The sequence below is a fragment of the Bacillus sp. FJAT-27225 genome, from assembly GCF_001685025.1.
Classification (GTDB): Bacteria; Bacillota; Bacilli; order Bacillales; family Cytobacillaceae; genus Bacillus_D.
This window is the reverse complement of the sequence record NZ_MAYU01000006.1, coordinates 1-22,184: the sequence shown is the minus strand read 5'-3', so window position 1 is coordinate 22,184 and position 22,184 is coordinate 1. Positions and strand designations below refer to the sequence as shown.

Annotated in this window: 24 protein-coding genes and 1 pseudogene; 22 read left to right on the top strand and 3 right to left on the bottom strand. The window is 36.2% G+C overall.

Annotation, left to right across the window (positions count from 1 at the left end):
* Positions 1 to 592: 592 nt before the first annotated feature.
* From A8F94_RS07405 to A8F94_RS07375, 8 genes are all read left to right on the top strand, one after another.
* Complete coding sequence (locus A8F94_RS07405; RefSeq protein WP_254660810.1) at positions 593 to 1,135, top strand: hypothetical protein; 543 nt, start codon at positions 593 to 595, stop codon at positions 1,133 to 1,135.
* Positions 1,136 to 1,240: 105 nt separating this feature from the next.
* Positions 1,241 to 1,792: a short-chain dehydrogenase gene (locus A8F94_RS07400; RefSeq protein ID WP_077247601.1), complete on the top strand. Its 552-nt coding sequence runs from the start codon at positions 1,241 to 1,243 to the stop codon at positions 1,790 to 1,792.
* Positions 1,793 to 1,939: 147 nt separating this feature from the next.
* Positions 1,940 to 2,233 (top strand): antibiotic biosynthesis monooxygenase family protein, encoded by a 294-nt coding sequence (locus tag A8F94_RS07395; RefSeq protein WP_066197825.1) that lies wholly within the window; start codon positions 1,940 to 1,942, stop codon positions 2,231 to 2,233.
* 155 nt (positions 2,234 to 2,388) lie between these two features.
* The gene (locus tag A8F94_RS07390; RefSeq protein ID WP_066197821.1) at positions 2,389 to 2,757 is read left to right on the top strand and encodes a nuclear transport factor 2 family protein; all 369 of its coding nucleotides are present in this window, start codon (positions 2,389 to 2,391) and stop codon (positions 2,755 to 2,757) included.
* Positions 2,758 to 3,103: 346 nt separating this feature from the next.
* Positions 3,104 to 4,102: a serine hydrolase domain-containing protein gene (locus A8F94_RS07385; RefSeq protein ID WP_066197818.1), complete on the top strand. Its 999-nt coding sequence runs from the start codon at positions 3,104 to 3,106 to the stop codon at positions 4,100 to 4,102.
* Between the two features lie 29 nt (positions 4,103 to 4,131).
* On the top strand, positions 4,132 to 4,359 hold the full coding sequence (locus A8F94_RS25670) for a hypothetical protein (protein WP_254660809.1): 228 nt from the start codon (positions 4,132 to 4,134) through the stop codon (positions 4,357 to 4,359).
* Between the two features lie 214 nt (positions 4,360 to 4,573).
* Complete coding sequence (locus tag A8F94_RS07380) at positions 4,574 to 5,539, top strand: ornithine cyclodeaminase family protein (protein WP_066197813.1); 966 nt, start codon at positions 4,574 to 4,576, stop codon at positions 5,537 to 5,539.
* A 397-nt stretch (positions 5,540 to 5,936) separates the two neighbouring features.
* Positions 5,937 to 6,176 carry a DUF3951 domain-containing protein gene (locus A8F94_RS07375; RefSeq protein ID WP_066197810.1) on the top strand — a complete coding sequence of 80 codons (240 nt, stop codon included), beginning with the start codon at positions 5,937 to 5,939 and terminating at the stop codon, positions 6,174 to 6,176.
* 378 nt (positions 6,177 to 6,554) lie between these two features.
* Here the strand turns inward: A8F94_RS07375 and A8F94_RS07370 are convergent, their stop codons facing one another.
* Positions 6,555 to 7,439: a TPR end-of-group domain-containing protein gene (locus A8F94_RS07370; protein WP_441294180.1), complete on the bottom strand. Its 885-nt coding sequence runs from the start codon at positions 7,437 to 7,439 to the stop codon at positions 6,555 to 6,557.
* A 472-nt stretch (positions 7,440 to 7,911) separates the two neighbouring features.
* On the opposite strand from A8F94_RS07370, the gene A8F94_RS07365 reads away from it, so the two are divergent.
* The 6 genes and pseudogenes from A8F94_RS07365 (at position 7,912) to A8F94_RS07340 (ending at position 13,693) form a co-directional block, all read left to right on the top strand.
* Positions 7,912 to 8,400, top strand: coding sequence for a CBO0543 family protein (locus A8F94_RS07365; RefSeq protein WP_066197804.1), 489 nt, complete (start codon positions 7,912 to 7,914; stop codon positions 8,398 to 8,400).
* A complete protein-coding gene (locus A8F94_RS07360) occupies positions 8,397 to 8,867 on the top strand; it encodes a CBO0543 family protein (protein WP_066197801.1) in 471 nt (156 codons plus the stop codon). Before A8F94_RS07365 ends, A8F94_RS07360 begins: the two co-directional genes overlap by 4 nt.
* A gap of 322 nt (positions 8,868 to 9,189) precedes the next feature.
* Entirely contained in the window at positions 9,190 to 10,083 is an 894-nt protein-coding gene (locus A8F94_RS07355) for an SDR family oxidoreductase (RefSeq protein WP_066197800.1), read from the top strand.
* A gap of 1,109 nt (positions 10,084 to 11,192) precedes the next feature.
* Positions 11,193 to 12,016 (top strand): annotated as a pseudogene (locus A8F94_RS07350) (GNAT family N-acetyltransferase).
* Between the two features lie 123 nt (positions 12,017 to 12,139).
* The gene (locus A8F94_RS07345; protein WP_066197798.1) at positions 12,140 to 12,916 is read left to right on the top strand and encodes an NUDIX domain-containing protein; all 777 of its coding nucleotides are present in this window, start codon (positions 12,140 to 12,142) and stop codon (positions 12,914 to 12,916) included.
* Positions 12,917 to 13,084: 168 nt separating this feature from the next.
* A complete protein-coding gene (locus A8F94_RS07340; RefSeq protein ID WP_066197795.1) occupies positions 13,085 to 13,693 on the top strand; it encodes a zinc dependent phospholipase C family protein in 609 nt (202 codons plus the stop codon).
* A gap of 236 nt (positions 13,694 to 13,929) precedes the next feature.
* Here the strand turns inward: A8F94_RS07340 and A8F94_RS07335 are convergent, their stop codons facing one another.
* The gene (locus A8F94_RS07335; protein WP_066197793.1) at positions 13,930 to 14,817 is read right to left on the bottom strand and encodes an amidohydrolase family protein; all 888 of its coding nucleotides are present in this window, start codon (positions 14,815 to 14,817) and stop codon (positions 13,930 to 13,932) included.
* Positions 14,818 to 15,025: 208 nt separating this feature from the next.
* Positions 15,026 to 15,889 carry a LysM peptidoglycan-binding domain-containing protein gene (locus tag A8F94_RS26115; RefSeq protein ID WP_066197791.1) on the bottom strand — a complete coding sequence of 288 codons (864 nt, stop codon included), beginning with the start codon at positions 15,887 to 15,889 and terminating at the stop codon, positions 15,026 to 15,028.
* Positions 15,890 to 16,222: 333 nt separating this feature from the next.
* Here A8F94_RS26115 and A8F94_RS26035 point away from each other — a divergent pair, with 333 nt between their 5' ends.
* From A8F94_RS26035 to A8F94_RS26105, 8 genes are all read left to right on the top strand, one after another.
* Positions 16,223 to 17,026: a metalloregulator ArsR/SmtB family transcription factor gene (locus A8F94_RS26035; protein ID WP_217490907.1), complete on the top strand. Its 804-nt coding sequence runs from the start codon at positions 16,223 to 16,225 to the stop codon at positions 17,024 to 17,026.
* A 101-nt stretch (positions 17,027 to 17,127) separates the two neighbouring features.
* Positions 17,128 to 17,871, top strand: a complete 744-nt coding sequence (locus A8F94_RS07315) for a lipid II flippase family protein (protein WP_077247600.1) — start codon at positions 17,128 to 17,130, stop codon at positions 17,869 to 17,871.
* An 83-nt stretch (positions 17,872 to 17,954) separates the two neighbouring features.
* A complete protein-coding gene (locus A8F94_RS07310) occupies positions 17,955 to 18,338 on the top strand; it encodes a hypothetical protein (protein ID WP_066197787.1) in 384 nt (127 codons plus the stop codon).
* Between the two features lie 725 nt (positions 18,339 to 19,063).
* The gene (locus A8F94_RS07305) at positions 19,064 to 20,029 is read left to right on the top strand and encodes a hypothetical protein (protein WP_066197785.1); all 966 of its coding nucleotides are present in this window, start codon (positions 19,064 to 19,066) and stop codon (positions 20,027 to 20,029) included.
* Between the two features lie 323 nt (positions 20,030 to 20,352).
* Entirely contained in the window at positions 20,353 to 20,511 is a 159-nt protein-coding gene (locus tag A8F94_RS24860) for a DUF3934 domain-containing protein (RefSeq protein WP_077247599.1), read from the top strand.
* A 184-nt stretch (positions 20,512 to 20,695) separates the two neighbouring features.
* Positions 20,696 to 21,259, top strand: a complete 564-nt coding sequence (locus A8F94_RS07300) for a GNAT family N-acetyltransferase (protein WP_077247598.1) — start codon at positions 20,696 to 20,698, stop codon at positions 21,257 to 21,259.
* 158 nt (positions 21,260 to 21,417) lie between these two features.
* Positions 21,418 to 21,669, top strand: coding sequence for an MBL fold metallo-hydrolase (locus A8F94_RS26110; RefSeq protein WP_254660805.1), 252 nt, complete (start codon positions 21,418 to 21,420; stop codon positions 21,667 to 21,669).
* The gene (locus A8F94_RS26105) at positions 21,657 to 22,040 is read left to right on the top strand and encodes a hypothetical protein (RefSeq protein ID WP_254660804.1); all 384 of its coding nucleotides are present in this window, start codon (positions 21,657 to 21,659) and stop codon (positions 22,038 to 22,040) included. Before A8F94_RS26110 ends, A8F94_RS26105 begins: the two co-directional genes overlap by 13 nt.
* Positions 22,041 to 22,184 lie beyond the last annotated feature (144 nt).

Sequence of the window (22,184 nt, the reverse complement as noted above, 5' to 3'; positions counted from 1 at the left end):
TGTTGATCCAGGAAGGATTAACCGCCCTTTTTGTTGAATTCCTTATTAAGCTAAAGGGGCAGGTTAGTTCTATAAGGCAGAAAGTGCGAATGGAAAAATTTCAAAAAATTATAAACTCACAGCTGAACAACCTTTCCAGCAAAAAAGACCCCTAATAAGCGGAATTAGGGGGAAACAAGGTGTGCGTCTCAAAAAAGAAACTTATAACATATGGTTCAGTTCCTAAATCTACCAAGAAATCGGGCAGATATGAAAAGGCTTAACATTTTTTCTTTTTGCATATGCTATTATTTGCGAATATTGCGATAAAGGCACCTGACAAAGCTGTCATCCATAAAATAAGTTCCATTTTTTCAACTCCAATCATTAGTTTATTTAGTATACGTCCGATAATCATAAAAGATTAATTAAAGATTCAGTATGAAAATAATGTGTGATAAAAGAGAAGGTGCTTACGGTTGATTCAGGAAGGATTAACCGCCCATTTTGTTGAACTCCTTATTGAACAAACGGGGCAGTTTAGTTGAAGAAGGAGATTTTATCTTTTGGATTGAATATGTAAAGTAATGCCCTAAATAAAGAGGTGGCTTTTGTGCTTTTTCATTATCATTTTTGGACTCCTTATATAGAAGAAACAGAAAGATTTTATGTAGATAATGGCTTTCGGATATTTCAACGGATCGGAAAATACCAAGGAGATTTTCACAATTTTGATCCTCCATTAAAGTGGGATGATTTCCGAAAAAAAGATATTCTTTTTCGTATAATTGAGGCAAGGAAAGGAGCCATAAATATCACCTTTGGATACGGAAAGAGGATTGTATTTGACCATATTGGCTTTTTAATATCAGAAACAAAACAAGAAGTTATATGTAAAAATGCAGATAAATTAAATTGGTCAGTTGATAAAGGTGAACGAAGAACTTTTATTAGGACTCCTTACAATTTTAAAATTGAACTTCAAACAAACAAAGACTTAGTAGATTCGATTACTGATAACATCAAAATAACTGAATTAACATTAGAAACAAAAATAAAAGGACTAGAAAATGACCTTTTCAGTTTGTTCGGAAAACCTATTGATACTATTAAATCGATAATTGGTGATACGTTACAATCAGGGAAGCTGTTGTAAAGGGTTTCTCAACTAAACAAGAAGACCCTAATGGTGTAAAGATTTTGAACTCATAATTAGGCTGCCAATCGAGGGCAGCTCTTTCTGATTAGAGGGGGAAGATGGTTGAAGCACGCATTAGTTGTTGGTGGTACTGGTATGTTATCAAGAGTTTCTCTTTGGTTAATAGATAACGGCTATCATGTGTCTATTATAGCTAGAAATGCCGAACGAATGAATCAACTTCTACAAGAGACCAGTTCGGATAGTCATATAACTCCATTAATAGTTGATTATAGAAATAATGATGAATTAAAAGAGAAAATAAACAGAACAATTAAGCAAAATGGAGATATTGATATGGTAGTGGCGTGGATTCATTCAATTGCAGAAAATGCTCTTCGAATTATTACCAATGAGGTTTCAAAAGGGAATAACGGTTGGGAATTATTTCATATATTGGGGAGTGGTTCCAACCTAGATGAAATCCAGAAAAAGACTGCTGCACCTTACAGTTATGTATATTATCAAGTTCAATTAGGTTTTATATCTGAAGGTGCCCATTCAAGATGGTTAACAAATAACGAAATTTCTGATGGGGTAATTGAAGCTATTCAGAAGAGAAAGAAAGTGCTAACCATTGGTCAAATTGAACCTTGGGAAAAGCGTCCTAATTGATAATTTATAACGTTGTGAAGGGTAGTTCTTAATAAACGGGTGTAAAATATATAACTGGACTGTTGCGGACCAACCTTTCTTCTTCTGCTAACGGGGCAGAAGAGTTAATAAGCAAAATAATATACTTTTTAAAAAGGGGGAGATTAGTTGATTTTAGAAGCAGTTATGCTACAAGTTAAACAAGGTATGGAAGAGGAATATGAGGAAGCATTTCGAGAAGCATCAAAAATCATATCATCAATGAGAGGGTATATAACTCACGAATTACAACAATGTGTGGAAGTTAAGGGAAAATACTTATTGTTGGTGAAGTGGGAAACATTAGAAGATCATACAATTGGATTTAGGCTATCGAAAGAGTATCAAGAATGGAAAAAACAACTACATCATTTCTATGACCCATTTCCAACTGTGGAACACTTCAAAAATGTACCACTTTAATACGTTATTCAACTTTAGGTGCGGTAATCCACGGAGGATTAACCGCCCTTTTTGTTGAATTCCTTATTAAGCTATTAGTGGAAGAAGACATAATAATGACTATGAAATAATAATATCTGTATAGTATGTCTAACTACTTTAAGGGAGGCTTTAATATGGAGGAAAGTTTAATTATTGATTATGAAGAACGACTGCGAGAAGCAATGCTGATTGGGGATGTTAAGAGTCTTGACAATCTGATTAATGATAACCTTATCTTTGTGAATCACTTGGGACAAGTATTAACTAAGGAAGCCGATATTGAAGCACATCGTTCTGGAGTATTGAATTTTACTGATATTAAAATTTTAGACCAAAAAGTGATTCTATTAGAAAATTCTGCTGTAACTGTAACACGTGCTGCTTTAAAAGGGTTATTTGGTATAGAGCCAATTGTAGATGAAATGTGTTATTCACGGGTTTGGCATAGGAATGGAGATAAATTAACAATCGTTTCAGGTCATTGTAGTTTAGTTCAAAAATAATTTTTATTAAAGTAACGGGTGTAAACCTTCAACGTACAGAAGGATTCTCGATTAAAGGATCCTGAGGTAAATGAGTATTTTAAGGTTAAATTTAACCACCGTTCTTTTTTAACTTATGGGTGGACCAGAAAGGATTAGCCGCCTTTTTTGTTGAATTCCTTATTAAGCTATCGGGGCAGAATAGTTGAACAAGATTGTATTAGCACTGTGATAGCAGTGCTGATTTGCTTTTATTGAGAAAATATTCAATCTATTAATATCCTTTAAAGTTTAAGGGTGGTAATATGTATTGTATCTGTTCAACTCAAGGTGTAAGCATGTTGAAAAAATAGTTCTGGAGGTTTATGTGAAAACTAATATTCTTAATCGTATTACCGATATTCAGAGTCAGAATAAATTCTCAGGAAGTGTTCTGGTTCAAGAAGATAATGAAGTTTTGGCAGAAGTTAGCTATGGTTATGCTAATCGTTCAGAGCAAATTGAAAATAGCCCATTTACACGATATGGAATAGCATCAGGCTCCAAACTGTTTACATCAATAGCAATTTGCCAACTTGTAGAGGGTGGAAAATTGACTTTTGAAACAAAGTTAGCTGATTGCCTTAATGTTTCTTTCCCAAATTTTGATAAGGATATAACCATTCATCACCTATTAACACATACGGCTGGAATACCAGATTATTATGACGAGGAAGTAATGGATGATTTTGAAGAGTTGTGGGTTAAGAATCCGATGTACCATATTAGAACTTTAGAAAACTTCTTACCACTATTTCAGAACCAGTCAATGAGAGCAAAAGTAGGTGAAAGATTTCATTATAATAACGCTGGTTATATTTTACTTGGGTTAATTGTAGAGCAAGCAAGTCAGCTTCAATTTGCCAATTATATTGAAGAAAATATCTTTAAAAAAGTAGGTATGAAAAACTCGGGATATTTTGAATTTGATTCCCTTCCTGAAAATACAGCACTTGGTTATATAGACCTTCCGAATGGTACTTGGAAAACAAATATTTACTCATTGCCTGTTAAAGGTGGCTCAGATGGTGGGGCATATGTAACCGTGAACGACATGGCAAACTTCTGGGATTCGCTTGTAAATAATCAATTACTTAGTGAAAAATACACTTATATGTTACTTACTCCATATATTCAAACGAATGAAAAAAGTGGCTTTTATGGTTATGGATTATGGATTGAAAAGAATGACGATGAAATTTATAAATATCATATAATGGGTTATGACCCTGGGGTTAGTTTTCATTCAGCATATTATCCCAAGACCACAATAAAAAGTGTTATTTGTTCTAATAAATCTGAAGGAGTTATGGAATATCTATACTAGGACCAATAAATCTAATATTAGGACCTATTGTGGCACCTAACTTTCAAACAGCTGCTTTATTACTGGATAGGCTGGCTTTTAGACATTCAGGTAGATTAAGGATTGATGTGCCATCAGGTAATCACGAATTTTCGTTATTTTTGGAGCAATGCGGTTTTAAAAACGTTGCTAAACCATCAGTAATGATTATTAATTCCTATAGTGTTCCATCTAGAAACAGAAACTTATTCGGAATTGCTGCCCAGATTTTTGGGTAGAGGGAAACAAAGAAACTTTAAATAATGAGTGCGTAGGTCCTGAAGGATTTATGCCTGGTTATTTGAATCCCTATTCGATTAAACGGAGAAGTTTTTATTTTAAGAGGATTACTGCCAAATAGGCAGCTTCTTTATTATAAGAGTTTGTTTTCGAATATTAATGCTAATTATGAAAGGTATTTATGACCTTTTTATTAAGGAGAATCTTTTTTTAATGGATACATTATTACTTACACGTACAGAAGTACAATCCCTATTAGATCCGTTAGAGCTCCACCAATCTTTGGAGGCAGCTTTTGCCTCATACTCTTTAAATCGTCACATCCCAGCTCAAAGAGCTCGTTCCATTTTACCTCAAGATAACACCAGTGTTATGCTCTTGTTCCCTGGACTCATCTCAAATATTCCAGCTTATACCGTAAAAGATCATGCAAAATTCCCATCTCAATCCCCCTCTATTAAAGGCGTGATAAACCTCCATGACCTTGAAACAGGACAATTATTAGCAATTATGGATTCCTCCTATATTACTGCTGTTCGTACAGGGTTATCAGGTGCAATAGGGACTCATTTGTTAGCAAGAAAGGATGCTAAAAATGTGGCGATTATTGGGGCAGGAGTTCAAGGTACACTTCAGCTTCGGTCCCTTAATTGTTTTAGGGAAATCTCAGGAGTGTTTGTTTATGACACAACATTAGAAAAAGCAGTTTCTTTTGCAAGAAATATGACTGAGGAATTAAATATTCCTTTTACTATATGTAATAGCGTTGAAGAAGCCATAAACGATTCAGATATTATTATTTCTGCTACATGGTCAAGGGAACCTTTCTTGTTTTCTAGTATGGTTAAGAAAGGTGTACATATAACTACGCTCGGTCCAGATGAGCCAGGAAAATGTGAGGTAAGTGCAGAACTTATAGAAAAATCTATTTTTGTGTGCGATGATCGGGGGCTTGCGGTACAAATGGGTGCTATCGGTGGAGTAGGATTAACAGAAGATAACATATATGCTGAAATTGGAGAGGTTATTACAAGTGAAAAACTAGGAAGAACAAACGATGATCAATTTACAATTTACGGATCCGTCGGATTAGCATTTCAAGATTTAGTGGGGGCATGGCATGTCTACCAAAAAGCAAAACAACTGAATCGGGGACGATATATAAACTTTTTAGGATAGTCTTACCTATTTCTTATTCCGACTAACGGGTGCGTTGATCCAGGAAGGATTAACGTTATTAATGTGGAATTCTATTGAACAAACGGGGCAGGTTAGTTAATGATAAAACAGCTTGAATTAATAATAACGGGTTCGGTTTTCGAATACAAAAACTAAATTAGCACACCCATTAACAGTCGATTTCGCACCTGAAATGGACTGTTCCTTTTTGTTGATATATAAGGTTTTTAACCGAATTATGGATGATTAAGCACCCTAATTCGCAACCCTTTTGATAGGTTGACAAAAGTTATTGTAAGTGTGCAAATGGTTAAGAGGATTAGGATTAACTTTGTTGAATATTATTAATTGTAGTTAATTTGAAATGGAACCTAAAAATAGAAAAAGGAGAATATTGATGAATCCAATACTTATAATGGCAATAGGATTACTGACAGTTATTTTTACTTTTGTTCTAATGAGTTTTTATAAAGTGTTTGTCAAAAAGAAAAATTTGACTCCTTTCTACACACCCTTTGATGAAATAACTGGACAATCTCAAGTGGAATTTCACGTTGAACAAGAAATACTAGTGGTAGATGAAGAGCAGGGAGATGACAAGGATAAGAATAGGAATAAGAAGAGTAGAAATTTGTAAAAGGGCTAGATTGTAAAAGAAGGTATGATGGTAATGTAATCAATATAAAAAATAGTTTTACTTAATTATTGAGGGAAGGTATAAACCTCAAACGCTTTTTTATTGCTAACTTTAGTTAAACAAAGTCGTAAAAGTAAAAGGCGTGGAGACCGAGATGCTCCAAGCCATTTTTGTGCTAATTTACTTTCCAAATTGCTTGCGAATCTTAATGCGGATTTAAATGCTAAAAGCACTGTTAATTTAAATTTTGTACCTCACAACTGAACCTGTTAAATTAATATCAACGAGCTTATTTTTGGGATGCAAAATATATATTCACAAGAGAAGAGCTTGATTATGTCAAGCTCTTTTTAGTTATCCAATATGTTCATTTATGACTTATGAATGGATGAAATCAACCGCTTCTTTTAATAAATCAGTAAAATCCGAAGGGAAGAAGTGACCTAAACCTTCTTTAACCATCAATTTGCATTGAAAATCATTTTCTCCCAAAAGTTTTGCTAATTCTACCGTTTTAGTATAAAAAAAGTCTTTATCTCCTGTGATGATACATCCCTTAATTTTATTTTCACTTCTTACTAATAACCCTTCTAATGAAGCCAAATCCTGAATGGCAGGAATAACTGCTATAAATCCTTTTGTTCCAAGAATATTTCCGTTTAGACTTAGCTCAATCGCTAATTTCCCGCCCTGTGAAGCACCAGCAATAATATCTTGTTTTGTATTAAATTTTTCTTTGAAATCTCTATATGATGTGATAATTTCTTCAACTGCAATATCTTGCTTGTCCCAACAATAAGCATTGTACCCGAAGACTTGAGAAGATTGTGGAAATCCAAAAAGATAATCGTTTAACAAATTATTGTCAAACCAATATGGTGCGAAATCCTTTACATTAGAACCACGCCAATGTAAAGAAAATAATCCGCTATTTGATTTATCATTTCCATAAGTAAACAATTTAGGCGATGACATACCCTTGTAACTGTCGAAAATATCCTTGCACTCATTTACTATGACTTGAAATTCTTTGTTGTTTTGGAGGTTATTTAAATCAGGGTCACGAGTTAATGCCAACGGGTTCCACCATACTCCTTTTTGTATTCCCTCTTTTAAAACTGCAATGGCGTTTTCTTGATTTCCTTGAATAGAATAAATACAAGCCTCCCAAAAAATTGTTTTATCCAGTCTTTTGGGAAATTCCTTTTGTGCTTTTTCAATTAGTGTATGAGCTTCCTCATATTTTCCAAGCTCAAATTTAATAAAACTATTTACAATATTTTCGAAATTTAAAGTAAGTTTGTGAAGAAATGCACTTAAACTAACGGGTGCTTATCTTCAACAAAGCCGCTACTATAAATGAAAGCTCGAAGCATAATGGCTCCGAGCTTTTTTCGTGTTAATTTTACTGCTAAAGTGTCTGCTAATTCAATTGCGAATTACACTGATAAAAGCACTGCTAATTCTAATTTTGTAACTCAAAACCGAACCCGTTAGCTTACTTCAGCCATCCCCCATTTTTTTGGACAGGTTGTATGGTCAAATAAACCCCGAGTATCCATTACCTCAACATACCCCTATATGACGCAATCGATCGATCCAAATCCAGACCAAAAACAGAAACGGATTAGCTAGAACCGCTAGTAACAGGGCATAGTAAGAATGATGCATAAAATGGATCAATCATGGAAGAATGGGTTAACACTATTTCCTTACTAAGAGGGCGGATGCTTTCATGAACATGGAGAGATGGATTTTAATAGGTGTTATTGTCATTGCGATTTTCACCATCATTAAATTAATACCCAGAAGCAGAGCGAGGGAGGCGTGGGTGAACCTTTTATTTCTTCAGGTCATCACCTGGCCGGCCGGTTTATTCGTAGTAGAGATGGGATGGATTGATTACCCGATTCAATTGTTTGACGGTAAAAATCACTACAACCGAACAAGTTTAACATTCGAATTTTTCGTGTTTCCAATTGTGGCCATCATCTTCAGTTTATACTTTCCCAGGGTCGGAAAGCTCGGAGCAATGATTTATTATGTTTGCTTTACCGGATTTTTTACAATTATAGAGGCAATCCTGGAAAAAACCACAAGACTTGTCGACTATCACGAATGGACATGGTACTGGACGTTTATTACCGTCAACATCGCGTTATTCATAAACCACAAGTACTATCAATGGTTCAAACAAAAACTCATCACGGTGAATAGCAAATGAGCAGAGAAGTAGTGATACTCGCCTTTATCTGGATTATTTCAATCGTTACCCTGTTATGGATTTCAAAGAACAGGCTCCGAATAACCCAAATAACCATATTATTTTCTCAAGCAGTATCCTGGCTTACAGTCTATATCCTTGTTACCTTTCACATAGTCAAATTCCCCTACCGGGAATTCGGGCTTGCAACAAAGATGGGCTTCTCGCACTACTACGTACTGTTTCCAATAATCGCTGCTCTGTTCATTCACTTTTACCCAAAACGATCCGGCAATTGGAAAGTACTCCTTTATTATTTGGCTTTCTCAATCGCAATCCCAACCATTTATGTAATAGAAGAAAAATATAGCAACCTCATCGAATTTCTCCACTACAACTGGGGTCTTCATGTTATAGCCAACTTCATTCTCTTTTATATCGTAAAGAAGTTTGTATTCTGGTTTCAAAAAGGCCTGGCAGACAGGTAAGGACTTCACTCCTTTTGGGAAAAGCCAGCCTGCTGCGCAGCTGGCGCCAACGCTCAAGGATAGAAATACATAAGCTACGCACACGAAAATGGCGCTAAGCCAACCTGGTTAGCGCCATTCTTTTTTTGTTTGATTGAACGAACGAGCAGGTAAAAAATCGTAGTAGTTTTGGAGCCGTTTAAAGAGATGCCCACAGGGTATTCAAAAAATGGAACAGGATTGTAGATAGGGCAATCGGAGAAAGGTTTTAATAGCCAATCAGATTTTTTTTTTTTGAAATCCTTAACATCTAAAAATTAACCAAGATAGGAGATGATTTTTGATGGGAAACCCACATTTAACTGACCCACGCAAGAAGTTTTACACGGAAAAGTTTCCGGATCAAGAACAGGATACTCCGGCGTTACAGAATGAAATGAGGCCCAAACCTGACTGTGGAGAGGAATCTTATAAAGGATATAATCGTCTTGAAGGACGCAATGCTCTGATTACCGGTGGCGATTCCGGGATTGGCCGTGCCGCTGCCATTGCCTATGCACGCGAAGGAGCCAATGTGGCCATTCAATTCTTCCCTGGCGAGGAAGAGGATGCCAACGAAGTCAAAGCATTAATTGAAAATGCAGGCAGAAAAGCATTGCTGCTGCCGTATGACTTGAGGGAAGACGGGGCAGCGACGGAGATTGTTACAAAAACTGTTGAAGCGTTTGGCGGATTGGATACGCTCGTATTGAATGCCGCGCAGCAAATCGCGCAGCCATCGCTAAGTGAGCTAACAATGAAGCAAGTACATGACACCTTCAAAGTTAACATCATCAGCATGTTTGAGACCGTAAAAGCGGCCGAAGAACATCTGGAACCAGGAAGTGCAATAATCACAACGACTTCCGTTCAGTCTTTCAATCCATCCGAATCTTTAGCGGATTATGCTGCTACAAAAGGTGCGATAAGCAACTTTACGGTTGCCTTGTCCTCGTACTTTGCATCGAAGGGTGTGCGTGTCAATGGTGTCGCGCCAGGCCCAATTTGGACGCCGTTGCAGCTGGATAATGGAAAATTGGATGGACAAATCCCTGAGTTCGGCCAAAATTATCCTCTAGGCCGTGCAGGACAGCCAGTGGAGCTTGCGCCGGTGTATGTTCTTCTGGCCTCCGATGAAGCAAGTTATATCACCGGTCAGATTTATGGAGTGACAGGCGGCAAGCCGATAGACTTGTAATATTATGTGGTGACAAACAATAGAGCCTCCCCCGAATTCAGTGATGTTCCACTGAAGCCCGCTTTATACTGGACGGGAACATGTAATAGAAGGTGGACGAACAATAATCAAAATGCATAAATGATATGCCCCCTACAGTTGGTGTTATGTATCCAACTTTAGGGGGCATATTTTTGGGAGTAGAGATACACCTAAACGGATAACAAAAGCGGTCTTCACCTCGGTGCGGGGGCAGGTTAGCACAACGAGGAATTGTCAGTTTTTACACATTTATTATATAAAAAATGATATGATTAATTAGACTTATGTAAGATTTTAGGGAAGGTGATAAATATCAATAAACTTTTTAATTACACCACCATATTAACAATTTTCCTTTTAATTTTATTTAGTGTGGATATGATTAAACAAACAACTTTTGTGATTCTTTTTATTCCTTTGAGCCTTTGTGTATTAGTGATCGGAGTAATTCAATTTAAAAAAACTATAAAAAAAAAGAAATAATATTGAAGAATACATATAAAGCTTGGTTAGAAGAAAGAATCAAATAAAAGAGCAACAGTTGGTATTGTTGCATCCTTATTTGTTTTTATGTTGCCATACAGGAATTTTTCTTGTATTTACGGGTGTCTTAATCTAGGAAGGATTAGGGCACTTTTTTATTAAATTCCTTAATAAACAAAACAGGGCAGGATAGCCTCACAAAGGTTGGATATTTAGGATAAAATGTTAGTGGATTATGTGGAGGGAATTTATGGACTTATTTTTCTTTTTTAATTTGTTAAAAAACATTATTACTACTTTTTTTCAAATGGGATATGGGTAATCGGCTTTTTTTACTTGTTAATTAAGACTTTTGAAAGCGATAAACTTAAACATTTCTCCAAATATGTTATAGGAATTGTTTTGGGAATGTTATTTGTTTATTCAGTAATAGTAAGTATATAAACTTTATTTTCTTATTCAAGTAACGGGTGTCGTGATCCTGGAATGATTAGCCGCCATTTTTGTTGAATTTCTTATTAAACAAACGGGGTAGGTAGTCGAAAAGAAGGAGATATTACTGTTTCTGTGGAATTAAAATAGATTTTCTTTGGGGAGTTGTTAGAATGGGTTTAGTAGTCGATAAAGGATTAGCAGAGAGGTTGGAGATTTCAGAAATTGATACTTTAAGCTCCAGATTAACAGAAATGCAAAAAATAGATAGGAACCCAATGAAAGTTGAAATTCAAAAGTTTGGCAATGCAATAGCATTCTCGGTAAAGAATATACCTGGTCCATCCTTCAACACGGTTAAGGGGCTAAAAGCAGGTGATGAAACCAAATAGGCAACATAATAGAATTTTACAAGCAAAAGGACATTCCTGTTCGATTTGAATTAACTCCAGCACATACTTCTTCATACTTACTAACACACCTCAGTGAAACTGGTTATTATCATAATGATTTTCATACAACTCTTTATGCTCCACTCCCATACGAATTAGATACAAGCAATAAATGGAATGAACAAAAAATCGTAATCCGTAAGTTAAAAAGCAACGAATTTGATATTTTTGCAGAAATCTACACAAAAGGTTTCGAAATGCCACCATTCTTAAAAAGTGGGATAGCACAAAATAACGAAATACTTTATAACGTTAAAAATTGGACCTTTTATCTGGCCAGCTATGAAAACGAACCTGCTGGAATTGGAGTTTTGTTCATAAAAGACCGCATGGCTACTTTAGCTGCTGCAGCAACATTACCGAATTATAGAAATAAAGGGATTCAAAGTGCATTAATAAAGCATCGTATTCACCAAGCAAATTTACAAAAATGTAATTTAATTGTGGGACAAGCAAAATTCGGCTCCGTCAGTCAAAATAATATGGAAAGAGCGGGAATGAGTATAGCTTATACAAAGGCAATATGGGTTAAAAAGCAACTATAGAGTGCTTTAATCGAGGAAGGATTTTTTTGTTTAAGTCCTTATTGAACATACTGGGCAGGTTGGTTGAAGAAGGAATTTTAATTTCTCTTGTGGAAATTAAAGAGGGACGTGGGAGTGGGAAAAATGATATATAGAAGAAAAACTTATAAAATTAAGCCTGAAAAACTGAACGATTTCAATCAATTCTTTCATTCCTATATATATCCAAATCAAATTGAAAACGGTGCAAAATTAATAGGCCGATGGGTAAATGACAACAAAACCGAGATTTTAGCTATATGGGAATATAAAAGTATAGAACATTATAAAGTTATAGAGAGTCTCATAAGAAATAGTGAACTTCACAAACAGGCTAAAGAAAAAATAAAAGAATTAGGCGAACTATACATTGAGAGTGAGCAAGACTTTTTAATTTCAACTGCTAACTATCATCCACCTAAACACTTATTGTCTGTAAGTGGATACATAACAAATAAAGCAGGTGAAGTATTGCTTGTTAGAAACTTTCATCGTTCTGATACGATGGAAATGCCGGGAGGCCAAGTAGAAGAAGGTGAGACCTTAGAAGAAGCTATACACCGAGAAGTAATTGAAGAGACTGGAATCAAGGTGGATTTACTGGGGATAACAGGTATTTATCAAAATATTTCCAGTGGGGTGACTTGTACAGTATTTCGAGGTGAGTACCAATCTGGTGAAGTAAGGACTGCTGAAAATGAAACATCTGAAGTATTTTTTACTAAATTAAATAAAGAAAATATAGATCAATTTATTACGAGAAATCAGTTTAGAAGTAGAGCTCTTGATGCAATGGAACCAAACTATTTACCTTATGAAGCATTTAAAGTTAAACCATACGAACTAATTAATCGTTTTGAGGTAAAAAGAGAGTATAGTTAAACATTTTTTTCAATTAAGGAGAGTTGAAGTGAAATAAAGGAATTGCGTTAGGCACTCCTTTTTCTTATGGAACAAAAGGGGCAGTTTAGTTTAATAAAGTTGATAACAAAGGCGGAGTTTTTATTGTCTTTCAAAAACTCATAAGGACATTGAAAAGGGGGAAATGAATTGGGGTCAAGAATAATGCACCTGGTTATTGCAAATAGAATTGCAGATGACCTATCGATAAAGGATAAGACATCATTTCTTTTAGGCGGCATTGCAGCGGATGCGGTTTCACCTAAAGACTTATCTCATTTTTACAAAGGCGACGTAAAAGACTACTCTCGATATATAGACTACCAGGAATTCATCCATAAATATAACTTTAATAAGGATTCCCACTTTATACTGGGATACTATACTCACTTAATTGCTGATGACATTTGGTTAAAAGGCTTTTATTTACCTTGGCTAAAGAATCGAATGGAGGCAGATGAAAACACATTCAATCGATACCATAATGATTTTCGATTACTTAACGGTAAACTATTGGACTACTATGGCTTCAAACAACAATTAAGGGAAGAATTAAGTAAAAGTGGTATAATCATTGACACAGAAGAAGTAAAATCTAACGATATAAAGGAATTTGTCCCTTATGTATTAAGTGATATGGATTACAGTAGGGACGATCTCGAACAGCCACTAACAGTATTCACACTTGAACAGATTATTGGCTATATAGAGACTTCAGTTGATAAAGGTTTAATCTGCATTAAATCTTTAAAAAATTAAGGTGTGTTCGCCTTATTGATGGGGTGCGTTGATCCAGGAAGGATTAACGCATTTTTGGTAAAGTCCTCTTGAACAAACGGGCCAGAAGAGTTGAACAAGACGGAGGTAAGTTATAAAAATCATTTCAGACAAAATCCTAGGAGTGGTAAGGATCATCCTATAAATTTAAATCAGATTTTAACCTTAATAACTGTATTGGATAGCATATGCTTCCTGAACGTTATTTTCTCGTTAATTTATCGGTTCTGTATCCAGTCCAAGTCTGTACTCTTTATTAATTCCATAAAGTTCTTTCCCAGAATAAATTCCTTATGTTCTTGAGGAATGTCTAAAGAATCAACCCAACTCCTTTTATCCGAGTAATCGTACTCATTAAACCTTTTCATTCCATATGGTCCATCGCAGCCATACAATACTTTTCGATATCCAAGTTCCTGAACTGCATTTCTTACGATCGTAGGGGTAAGGTAATCACTTGATGTATCTACGTAAACATTCGGCTTTTCCTTTGCATAGTGCCACAGGCTTTTCCAAAAAGGAATCCCTGCATGAGCATATATAACTTTGAGGTTAGGATATTTCCCAGGTAAGTATTTGTAGGAATCTGGTTCTGAAGACAGATGAATAATGATTGGGATGTCTCTGTTTTGGCATAAGGCTCCAATCGAATCAAGTTCTTTAATACTATACTTATGCATAAATGGGTGGGCTTTTACTCCAATAAAACCAGGCAGGTTAAGGTATGTCTCTAACGTCTCCATTGATTCTGGAACAGTTGGGTTAACGGCAGCCCAGCCTAGAAAACGATCACGATATCGTTTTATCGCATTTGCTACAATGTCGTTATTTGGCTTGGTAAAAATCTTAAAGCTTCCATTAACTTTAAAGTAACCATCTTTAACCAATCCGTCATAAATTTTAAAGCCTATTCTTGGGAAATTCATGATTAAAAAGCGGAATAAGTGGTGCAGGTAATCATGGTATGTGCTTTCTTTTTCATACATAGTTTCATTAAAAGGTGGAATTAATGCAGTAATCTCAACGTTGTTTTTATCCATTTCTTCAATCATTTTTTCTAGCTCTAACATCGTTTCATCAACATGGAAATGGCAATCAATAATCATTGGTAATCTCAGTCGTCCCTTCTTATTAAAATTAAATTTTATACTTTTCTACACAAGTTACCACAAACTGTATCAGGTCTTATTGGAAAATTGCCATCAGTTTAATGTGTAGTACAAGGATAGGACGTTTTTAAAAGTCCGCCTTTTTCTTTTGCTCAACGGTTAATATTACAGATGAAAAATGGGAGGGCAACGTGAATGCGTTACCTTATTGTTTTCTGACAGGAATTAATATCCTTTGACCAATGTTTAAATACGCAGTGGGGTTGATGTTGTTCCACTGGGCAATGGCGTTAATGGTGGTGCCATATTTTTGGGCGATGGACCATAAAGTTTCCCCACTTCTTACATTGTGTACAAACTGCCCTATCACCCGTATCCGTGACCAATCAAATAACGTTCCGGGATCGGTCCTCCTGCCCGGTGCGTATTCATCATGCCCAACAACGTGCCGCCTGTCTCTTATTATTGAGGGATTACGCCTGATGATTTTATCGAGGAGCCAATTTAATGAGCGGTACTGTGCATCCGTGTAACCGATATTGCTAGGATCAATCGAATTGTACGTCTGAGATTGGAAAAAGGGCAGCATCTCATCCCGGGTTCCAATTGCCATTAATTCTATCCCGATTGAATATTCATTTAACTGGTTTTCGTATCCTGGGAAACCTGGGAGATTTCCTCTCCCGGCATGATAGGCAACACGATTTTCATTTACAAGGCGATAAATCTTCCCATTTCTTCCGATTAAGTAATGTGAAGAAATCCCTCCATTTAATAAAATATAATATATATCCTGGAGATTGTATGGGTTACGAGGATCATTTGCAGCATTGGAAATGAAGTGAATAACGACATGCGTTATATTCTCTGTTCGAGGCTTCGAATTTTCCAACGGAAGGTAGTAATTTTGAACATCAATCGTTCTTTCAGGGATAGTTATCGCAGTTCCGGGGTAAATTTTATTTGGACTTTGGATGTTATTCATCCTCATGATTTCTAAGACAGATGTATTGTATTTTTGTGCAATTTGCCATAAGCTCTCCCCTGGCTGTACGATATGAACTGGCATTACACAGCCCTCCCCTGTATAACTTCTATTATAAATATTCGATTTGAAGCCATTGTAGTATATGATGTTGTTTTTTGAATGGCAGTTTTAATTACAGTGGTTTTTTAAAAAATGGACCCCGTTTCAAAATCTACGCTTGAAGGGATGTACAAAACTACAAAGAATGCGTTAATTCAGGGAGGAATAGCCCCCCTTTCTTGTTCAAATCTTTATTGAAACCAGCAGGTTAGTAAACAAGTTCTTCGTCCCTATGGTAAAATATGTGAGTTATATTTGACATTACACACATTTTGGTATAAATTTAACCATATGCTTAATTAAGGGGTTGCTTAATTGGTTACAAAGGACACACTCAGTCTCATCTTCGCTGCGCTCGCGGATCCGACGCGCCGAAACATCCTTACTAGGCTGTCACAGAGTGCCGCGACAGTTGGGGAGGTCGCTGAGCACTTCGAGATAAGTGCACCAGCAATCTCCCAGCACCTCAAAGTGCTGGAGCGAGCAGGGTTGATCGAACGCAAAGCAAACGCCCAGTGGCGGACCCTCACGTTGCGCACCGAGCCTCTCGATGAGGTGTCGGACTGGGTCGAGAAGCACCGTCGTGAATGGAATGAGCGCTTTGACGCACTGGAAGAACACCTCAAGACCATGACACAGGGAGGAACAATGAACATGCCCAATAAGCACAAAGGAGGAACAACGAACATGCCCGAATCCGCACCGGAGTTCACCATCACCCGCACTCTGAATGCCCGCCGCGAACTCGTGTGGCGCGCCTGGACCGAGGAGAAGGAACTCGCCGACTGGTTGCCTTCGACACCCATGGAGTCCATCTCCTTCGACGTCCGTGAAGGAGGACGTTACCGCTATACAATGGTCAACAATGAGACAGGCGAGGAATATCCTACCGGAGGTGTGTTCCTAGATGTCGTACCTTTCGAACGGCTTGTCTTCACCTGGGGTTACCCCGATGCTCCCATCGAGGACTCTCCTGTAGTGACCCTAACCCTCACCGCACTCGGCGACCGCACCGAGATGATTTTCAACCTGCGCGGATTTGCCGGTCACCCCGGAGATAGGTACGTATACGACGGCTGGTCCGATGCACTTGACAAGATTGTGAAAAAATATACTTAAACAAACGGGTGTGTTGATCCAGGAAGGATTAACCACCCCTTTTTGTTGAATTTCTTATTTAACTATCTGGGCAGGTTAGGCCCACAAGATAATTTTTGTAAATTTGTTCCAAAGGTAATATCGGGGCAAGGGTAAAGTTAATCGCTACTGCTGTGTCTTTATTCAGTACCTTAGTATTTATTTCAAGGTTTTCAACAATGATCCAGCAACCCTTGACAGCTAAACTCATTGCAGAAGCGCCTGAGACTAATAAACTTCAATTCATTGAAGAACAATACAGGATTTTGATTGGGGTTACATCCATTGGTGTCTTACTTGGAATCGTTTTATTCCCCACTTTTATCAATATCTTCTCAAGAGCAATTGTTCTTTTATCCAAAGAGCGTGGTTCATTAGTTTCGCTTTTTGTTAAATACTTCAATTTATCAGGTTTAAAAAAGGTTGTTAAATGTGTAAGAATGCCAAGATGGTCAAATCTTGAGGGAATAACTTTAAACACTATTCCTAAACGTCTTTTTTTAATTAATGTTATTATTTCTGCTGTGTTTACGACAGGTGTTCTTTCTTCGATTTATGCCTCAATGTTAGTCCCAAGTGATTATGCCCAAGCTGCATTGATGTCTTCTGGAATTATTAATGGAATTGCGACTATTCTTCTGACCTTATTTGTAGATCCAAAAGCCTCTGTTTTGGCTGATAGGGTGGTTAATAACCAAAGTCAGTATATCTTCTTGAAAAGTTATTCTTTAACAATGGTTAGCTCCAAATTGGTTGGGACGATAGCTGCACAGCTACTATTTATTCCAGCTGCGTACTATGTCGCCTGGTTCGCAAAATGGATTTAGATTTTTCGTACTAATGGGGCAGTTTATTGTTTAAGAACCACTTATTAGATACCTTGATTTGAAACCAAGAAGGGGGTAAGTAGATGAAAAAGGTTGGATTTTTACTAGGTAGTGTAATAGTTATTATTGCTGTATTCATATTTGTAAATAAACTATACTATCCCTCTCTTCCAATAGAGAAGGTATCAGCGAAAGAGGCAATTGATAAACTAAAAGAATCAGATAGTAAGCTAGCAGAAATTGCAGTAGAAGGCGATTTTATATGGTATATCACAAGTAGTGAGAACAAAGGTATTTCGATTGCTGATGAAAATATAAAACAAATGGTTGGTTCAAATGGATGGGAATTTAAAGAAAAGGATGGTGCTGGTCTGTTCTTTGAAAAAGACGGAAAAAGGTTAATTGCCACCACTCAAATGTGGACTGAAAAGTATGTTCTCGTTAAAATTCCAAGTAATTTTAAATAATCTAGAGAGGTTTTTATTAAGCTAACAGGGCAGTTCAGCTGAAGAAGGAGAGTACAGACGGAACGTAGAACGTATTAAGACTATATTGTAAGAATGTGGTGATATGAATGACAGGAGAGAAACGTAAAGGGTGATGCTTAAACAAGGCATCGCCCTTTTTAGGTTGATTAATGGTAGAGGTTGAGTAAATTGCACTAAACAAACGGTGCGTTGACCCAAGAAGGATTGCAAATCTGTAATTGCATTACTACAGAGTAATTGTATTACGGTAGGAAGTGCAACTTCTTTAGAGGGTTATGGAAACGGATGAAATAATGCTGTTAGGTGAATTTTATAAAAAAGCCTAGTCTATCTTTGTGAACCAAGTCGGCATTGCCATAAGGTTTGTCCTCTTCACGGATTTCACAGTAACCAGAACTGTATTCGTATAACAAAAAGTGTTTTTTCCATTGTAATAAACAATCTCGTATTCCATGAATACACCTCAATTTGTTATGGAATGGTTAAAAACACTATTCGACATAAAGAAGAATTTTCCTTTTTCTTGACAACATAATAGCAGGTTAATTTGAAATAAAAAGACCACTATTCAGGAGTGGTCAGAGCTAAGGCTAGAAAATTTAAGTTGTAATTTTCCTGGATGTTGTTCAATTCCTTATTGGCAGCTTAGTTTAATAAGGATCCGTTTGAAATACAATCATACCCAGAAAGGATGCTTAGAAGCGATGCTTCAAATGAACCTCATAAAGGAATTCAACACGTCATACCAAATTAAAGCTTCAAACAATCATCGTTTTTTATGCCATATAACGGGGAGTAAAACAGTTATTTATGATACAAGTTCTTGGAAAGAAATAGCGGCGCTAAATAAGCCTAACCACCCTGGGAATATTCATTTCTCAACAGACAGCAAATACTTATATATCAAAAGCACAACAGGATCAATATGGATGTATGACACCTCTGAATTTAAAATGGTCAAAATGATGAAAGCCAATAATATGGTTGAGGGTGACTTTGCTTTAACAAATGATCCATTAATTATCTTGGGTACGGTCAAAACCAAATTGGAAAATCAGCTTGCCTTGATTAACCTTACTACCGGAAAATATGAGCTTCTAACCGATTTTCGAGAACCTGTAACTCTTTTTGATTATCATCACTTTATACGAAACGAACATTCACATCTCTTTACTTGGAGTTATGTTAATGAAAAAACAGATTATCGAGAATACAAACTTCTGAAGGTTTCAAAAGTTGATAGTGATCTCTCCATTAAACTGATTGAAAATCCCATTCATTTATACTGGGAATCAGTACTATTTGACTCCATACACCAAACTTACATTTTACTATCTGACTATGAACTGATTGTAGTTGATTCTACATTTAGTAAGATTTTAAGGAAAAAATCGATAGTAGAGTATGGAAATAAAGACGACATCGGGTACTTCCAGTACATCCATCAATCCGAAAATTGTCAATGGATTATTGTAACGTATAGTGAAGGAGTATTCATTTTTCAATATGAGGACCTCCATCTTTTATTGGCTGAAAAAATTCAATATGCTTGTTTTGCTGAATTCAGTTATCAGGATAAATATTTGCTTATTGGGACCTGGAAAAAGGGTTATGTAATAGAAAACAACTTGAGCAAGTATACGCATACCGTTATTGAACATGCAGAATGAGCTCCAGGCCAGGCGGAATTACGGTGACAGAAGCTCTAAAATTGAGAAAAGTGTTCAGATGATTGAGTTTTTACATGCTATAGAAATGAATTAACATTTTCTGAAAGTTATTTAATTTAAGGGTGCGTTGAATTCCTTATTGAACAAACGGCGCCGTGAAAAAAGGAAACTCCGTAAAGTCAGTCGTTGTTTACTGTTTCTACTCAATAGTATGGTGACTGGACGGATGTTATGAATTGCAATATGCTTGGTTAATAACCGAGTAACATGACTAAAACTAACCAGAATGGCAACACAACCTAGAATAATAATGGAGGGATTATATGAGTAAAGCTAAAGGAAAAGGTGGAACAGGGAGAGGAACAGACAAGAAGGGTTGGAATCGTTGGCAAGCGAGTGCAAACAAAAAAAAGAGTGCAAAACCTTATATAAGTAAAGGTACCAAAAAAACGGGGGTTGAAATTGACCCTGCGAACAAATAGGTAAAGTCCATAATCCGAAATAAGCAAATGCTGAATAAAACAATTTTTTAATGACTTAACGTGTGCGAGCCTCTTTAAAAGAGTTCGCTTTTTTCTTTTTAGCTAAGTTTAACTCAGTTTTACCACTTATCAAAAACATTGGTATTGACACAAAATGGAGTTTGACGGAATGAGGAGGATTATTATGATCGATATAAATATATTTCCTGTCATTGAAACCGATAGATTGATTTTAAGACAAGTAACCAAAGATGATGCAGAAAGCATTTTAGAGTATTTGTCTGATAAAGATGTAATGAAGCACTACGGAATAGAACCTTTTAAAACAACTGATGACGCATTGGATGAAATTTCTTGGTATCAATCAATATTTGAAAAGAAAACTGGAATTAGATGGGGAATTACCCTAAAAGGCCAAGGTAGTGTTATTGGGAGTTGTGGTTTTTTAAACATAGTTCCACAGCATTGCCGTTCTGAAGTTGGTTTTGAGTTAAGTAAAGAATATTGGGGGAAAGGCATTGCAAGTGAGGCGTTTGAAGCAGTAATTAAATACGGATTTGAACAATTGAGTTTACAACGGATACAAGCATTAATTGAACCCCCAAATATTTCATCACAAAAGTTGGTAGAAAGAAAGGGATTTATTAAAGAAGGACTTTTAAGAAATTATGAATTTACTTGCGGAAAATTTGATGATTTACTTATGTATGCATTGTTAAAGCAAGACTTTGAAAAAATGCAATGTTAATAAAGGTGAATAATTACACTTAAACAAAACGGGTGCTTTAAATCCAGGAAGGATTAAGGCACCTTTTTGTTGAATTCCTTCTTAAGCTTTACTTCAAGAAGTATTAACAGAGGATTGAACGTACATCAGTTATTAATTTACGATAATTGGGGGATAAAATGAAAACGTATTTTGAAGCAATAGCAAAAGATTTGTATACTTTTTTAGTATGGGATGAATCTTGGAACTCATATAATAACTGCTATTTATTGCTTGAAGACAATGATATTTTACTTATTGATTCAGGGAAGGTAGAACATTCTCAATCACTATTCTCTGCACTAGATAGTATAGGGATTTCTAAAAGTGATATAACTCAATTTATTGCCACACACGGTCATAGAGACATATTGGGGGAATGCAATTTTTAGAGGGTATAGACGGCATTATTCATAAAAAAGATTTAGAATTGGTTCCAGAAAATCTTAGACAAAAACTGAAAACGAACCTCCCGGATAATGGTTCAATTGCAGGTAATTTAGAATGTGTTCTCCTTGGACACCATACAAAAGGGTCTGTCTTACTATATCACCGTAAAAGCAAAGCATTATTTTGTGGTGACCATATTTGCTTCTTTGCCGAACCTTTGAATGAAAATAAAGTTGTAGATATAGGAACCTATGAAAGAGAAAAGTTTAAACGGTTCGTTTCAGATTGGTCTCAAAATGAGGAAATGAGAAAACAACGCAATTTTAGTTTATTTATCGTTTTCCTACAGAAGACTCCCTCTTCAATCGTGTGAAGGGCAAAGCCCAACGATAAGGGGGAGATGAATGGCGGTTGGCATTAGCCAAAGTCTTCCTTGTTTGATATAATAAGAACATACATTCGACTTAAGGTGGTGATGAAGCACCATGTTAGTCAACAAGGCATATAAATTCCGTAT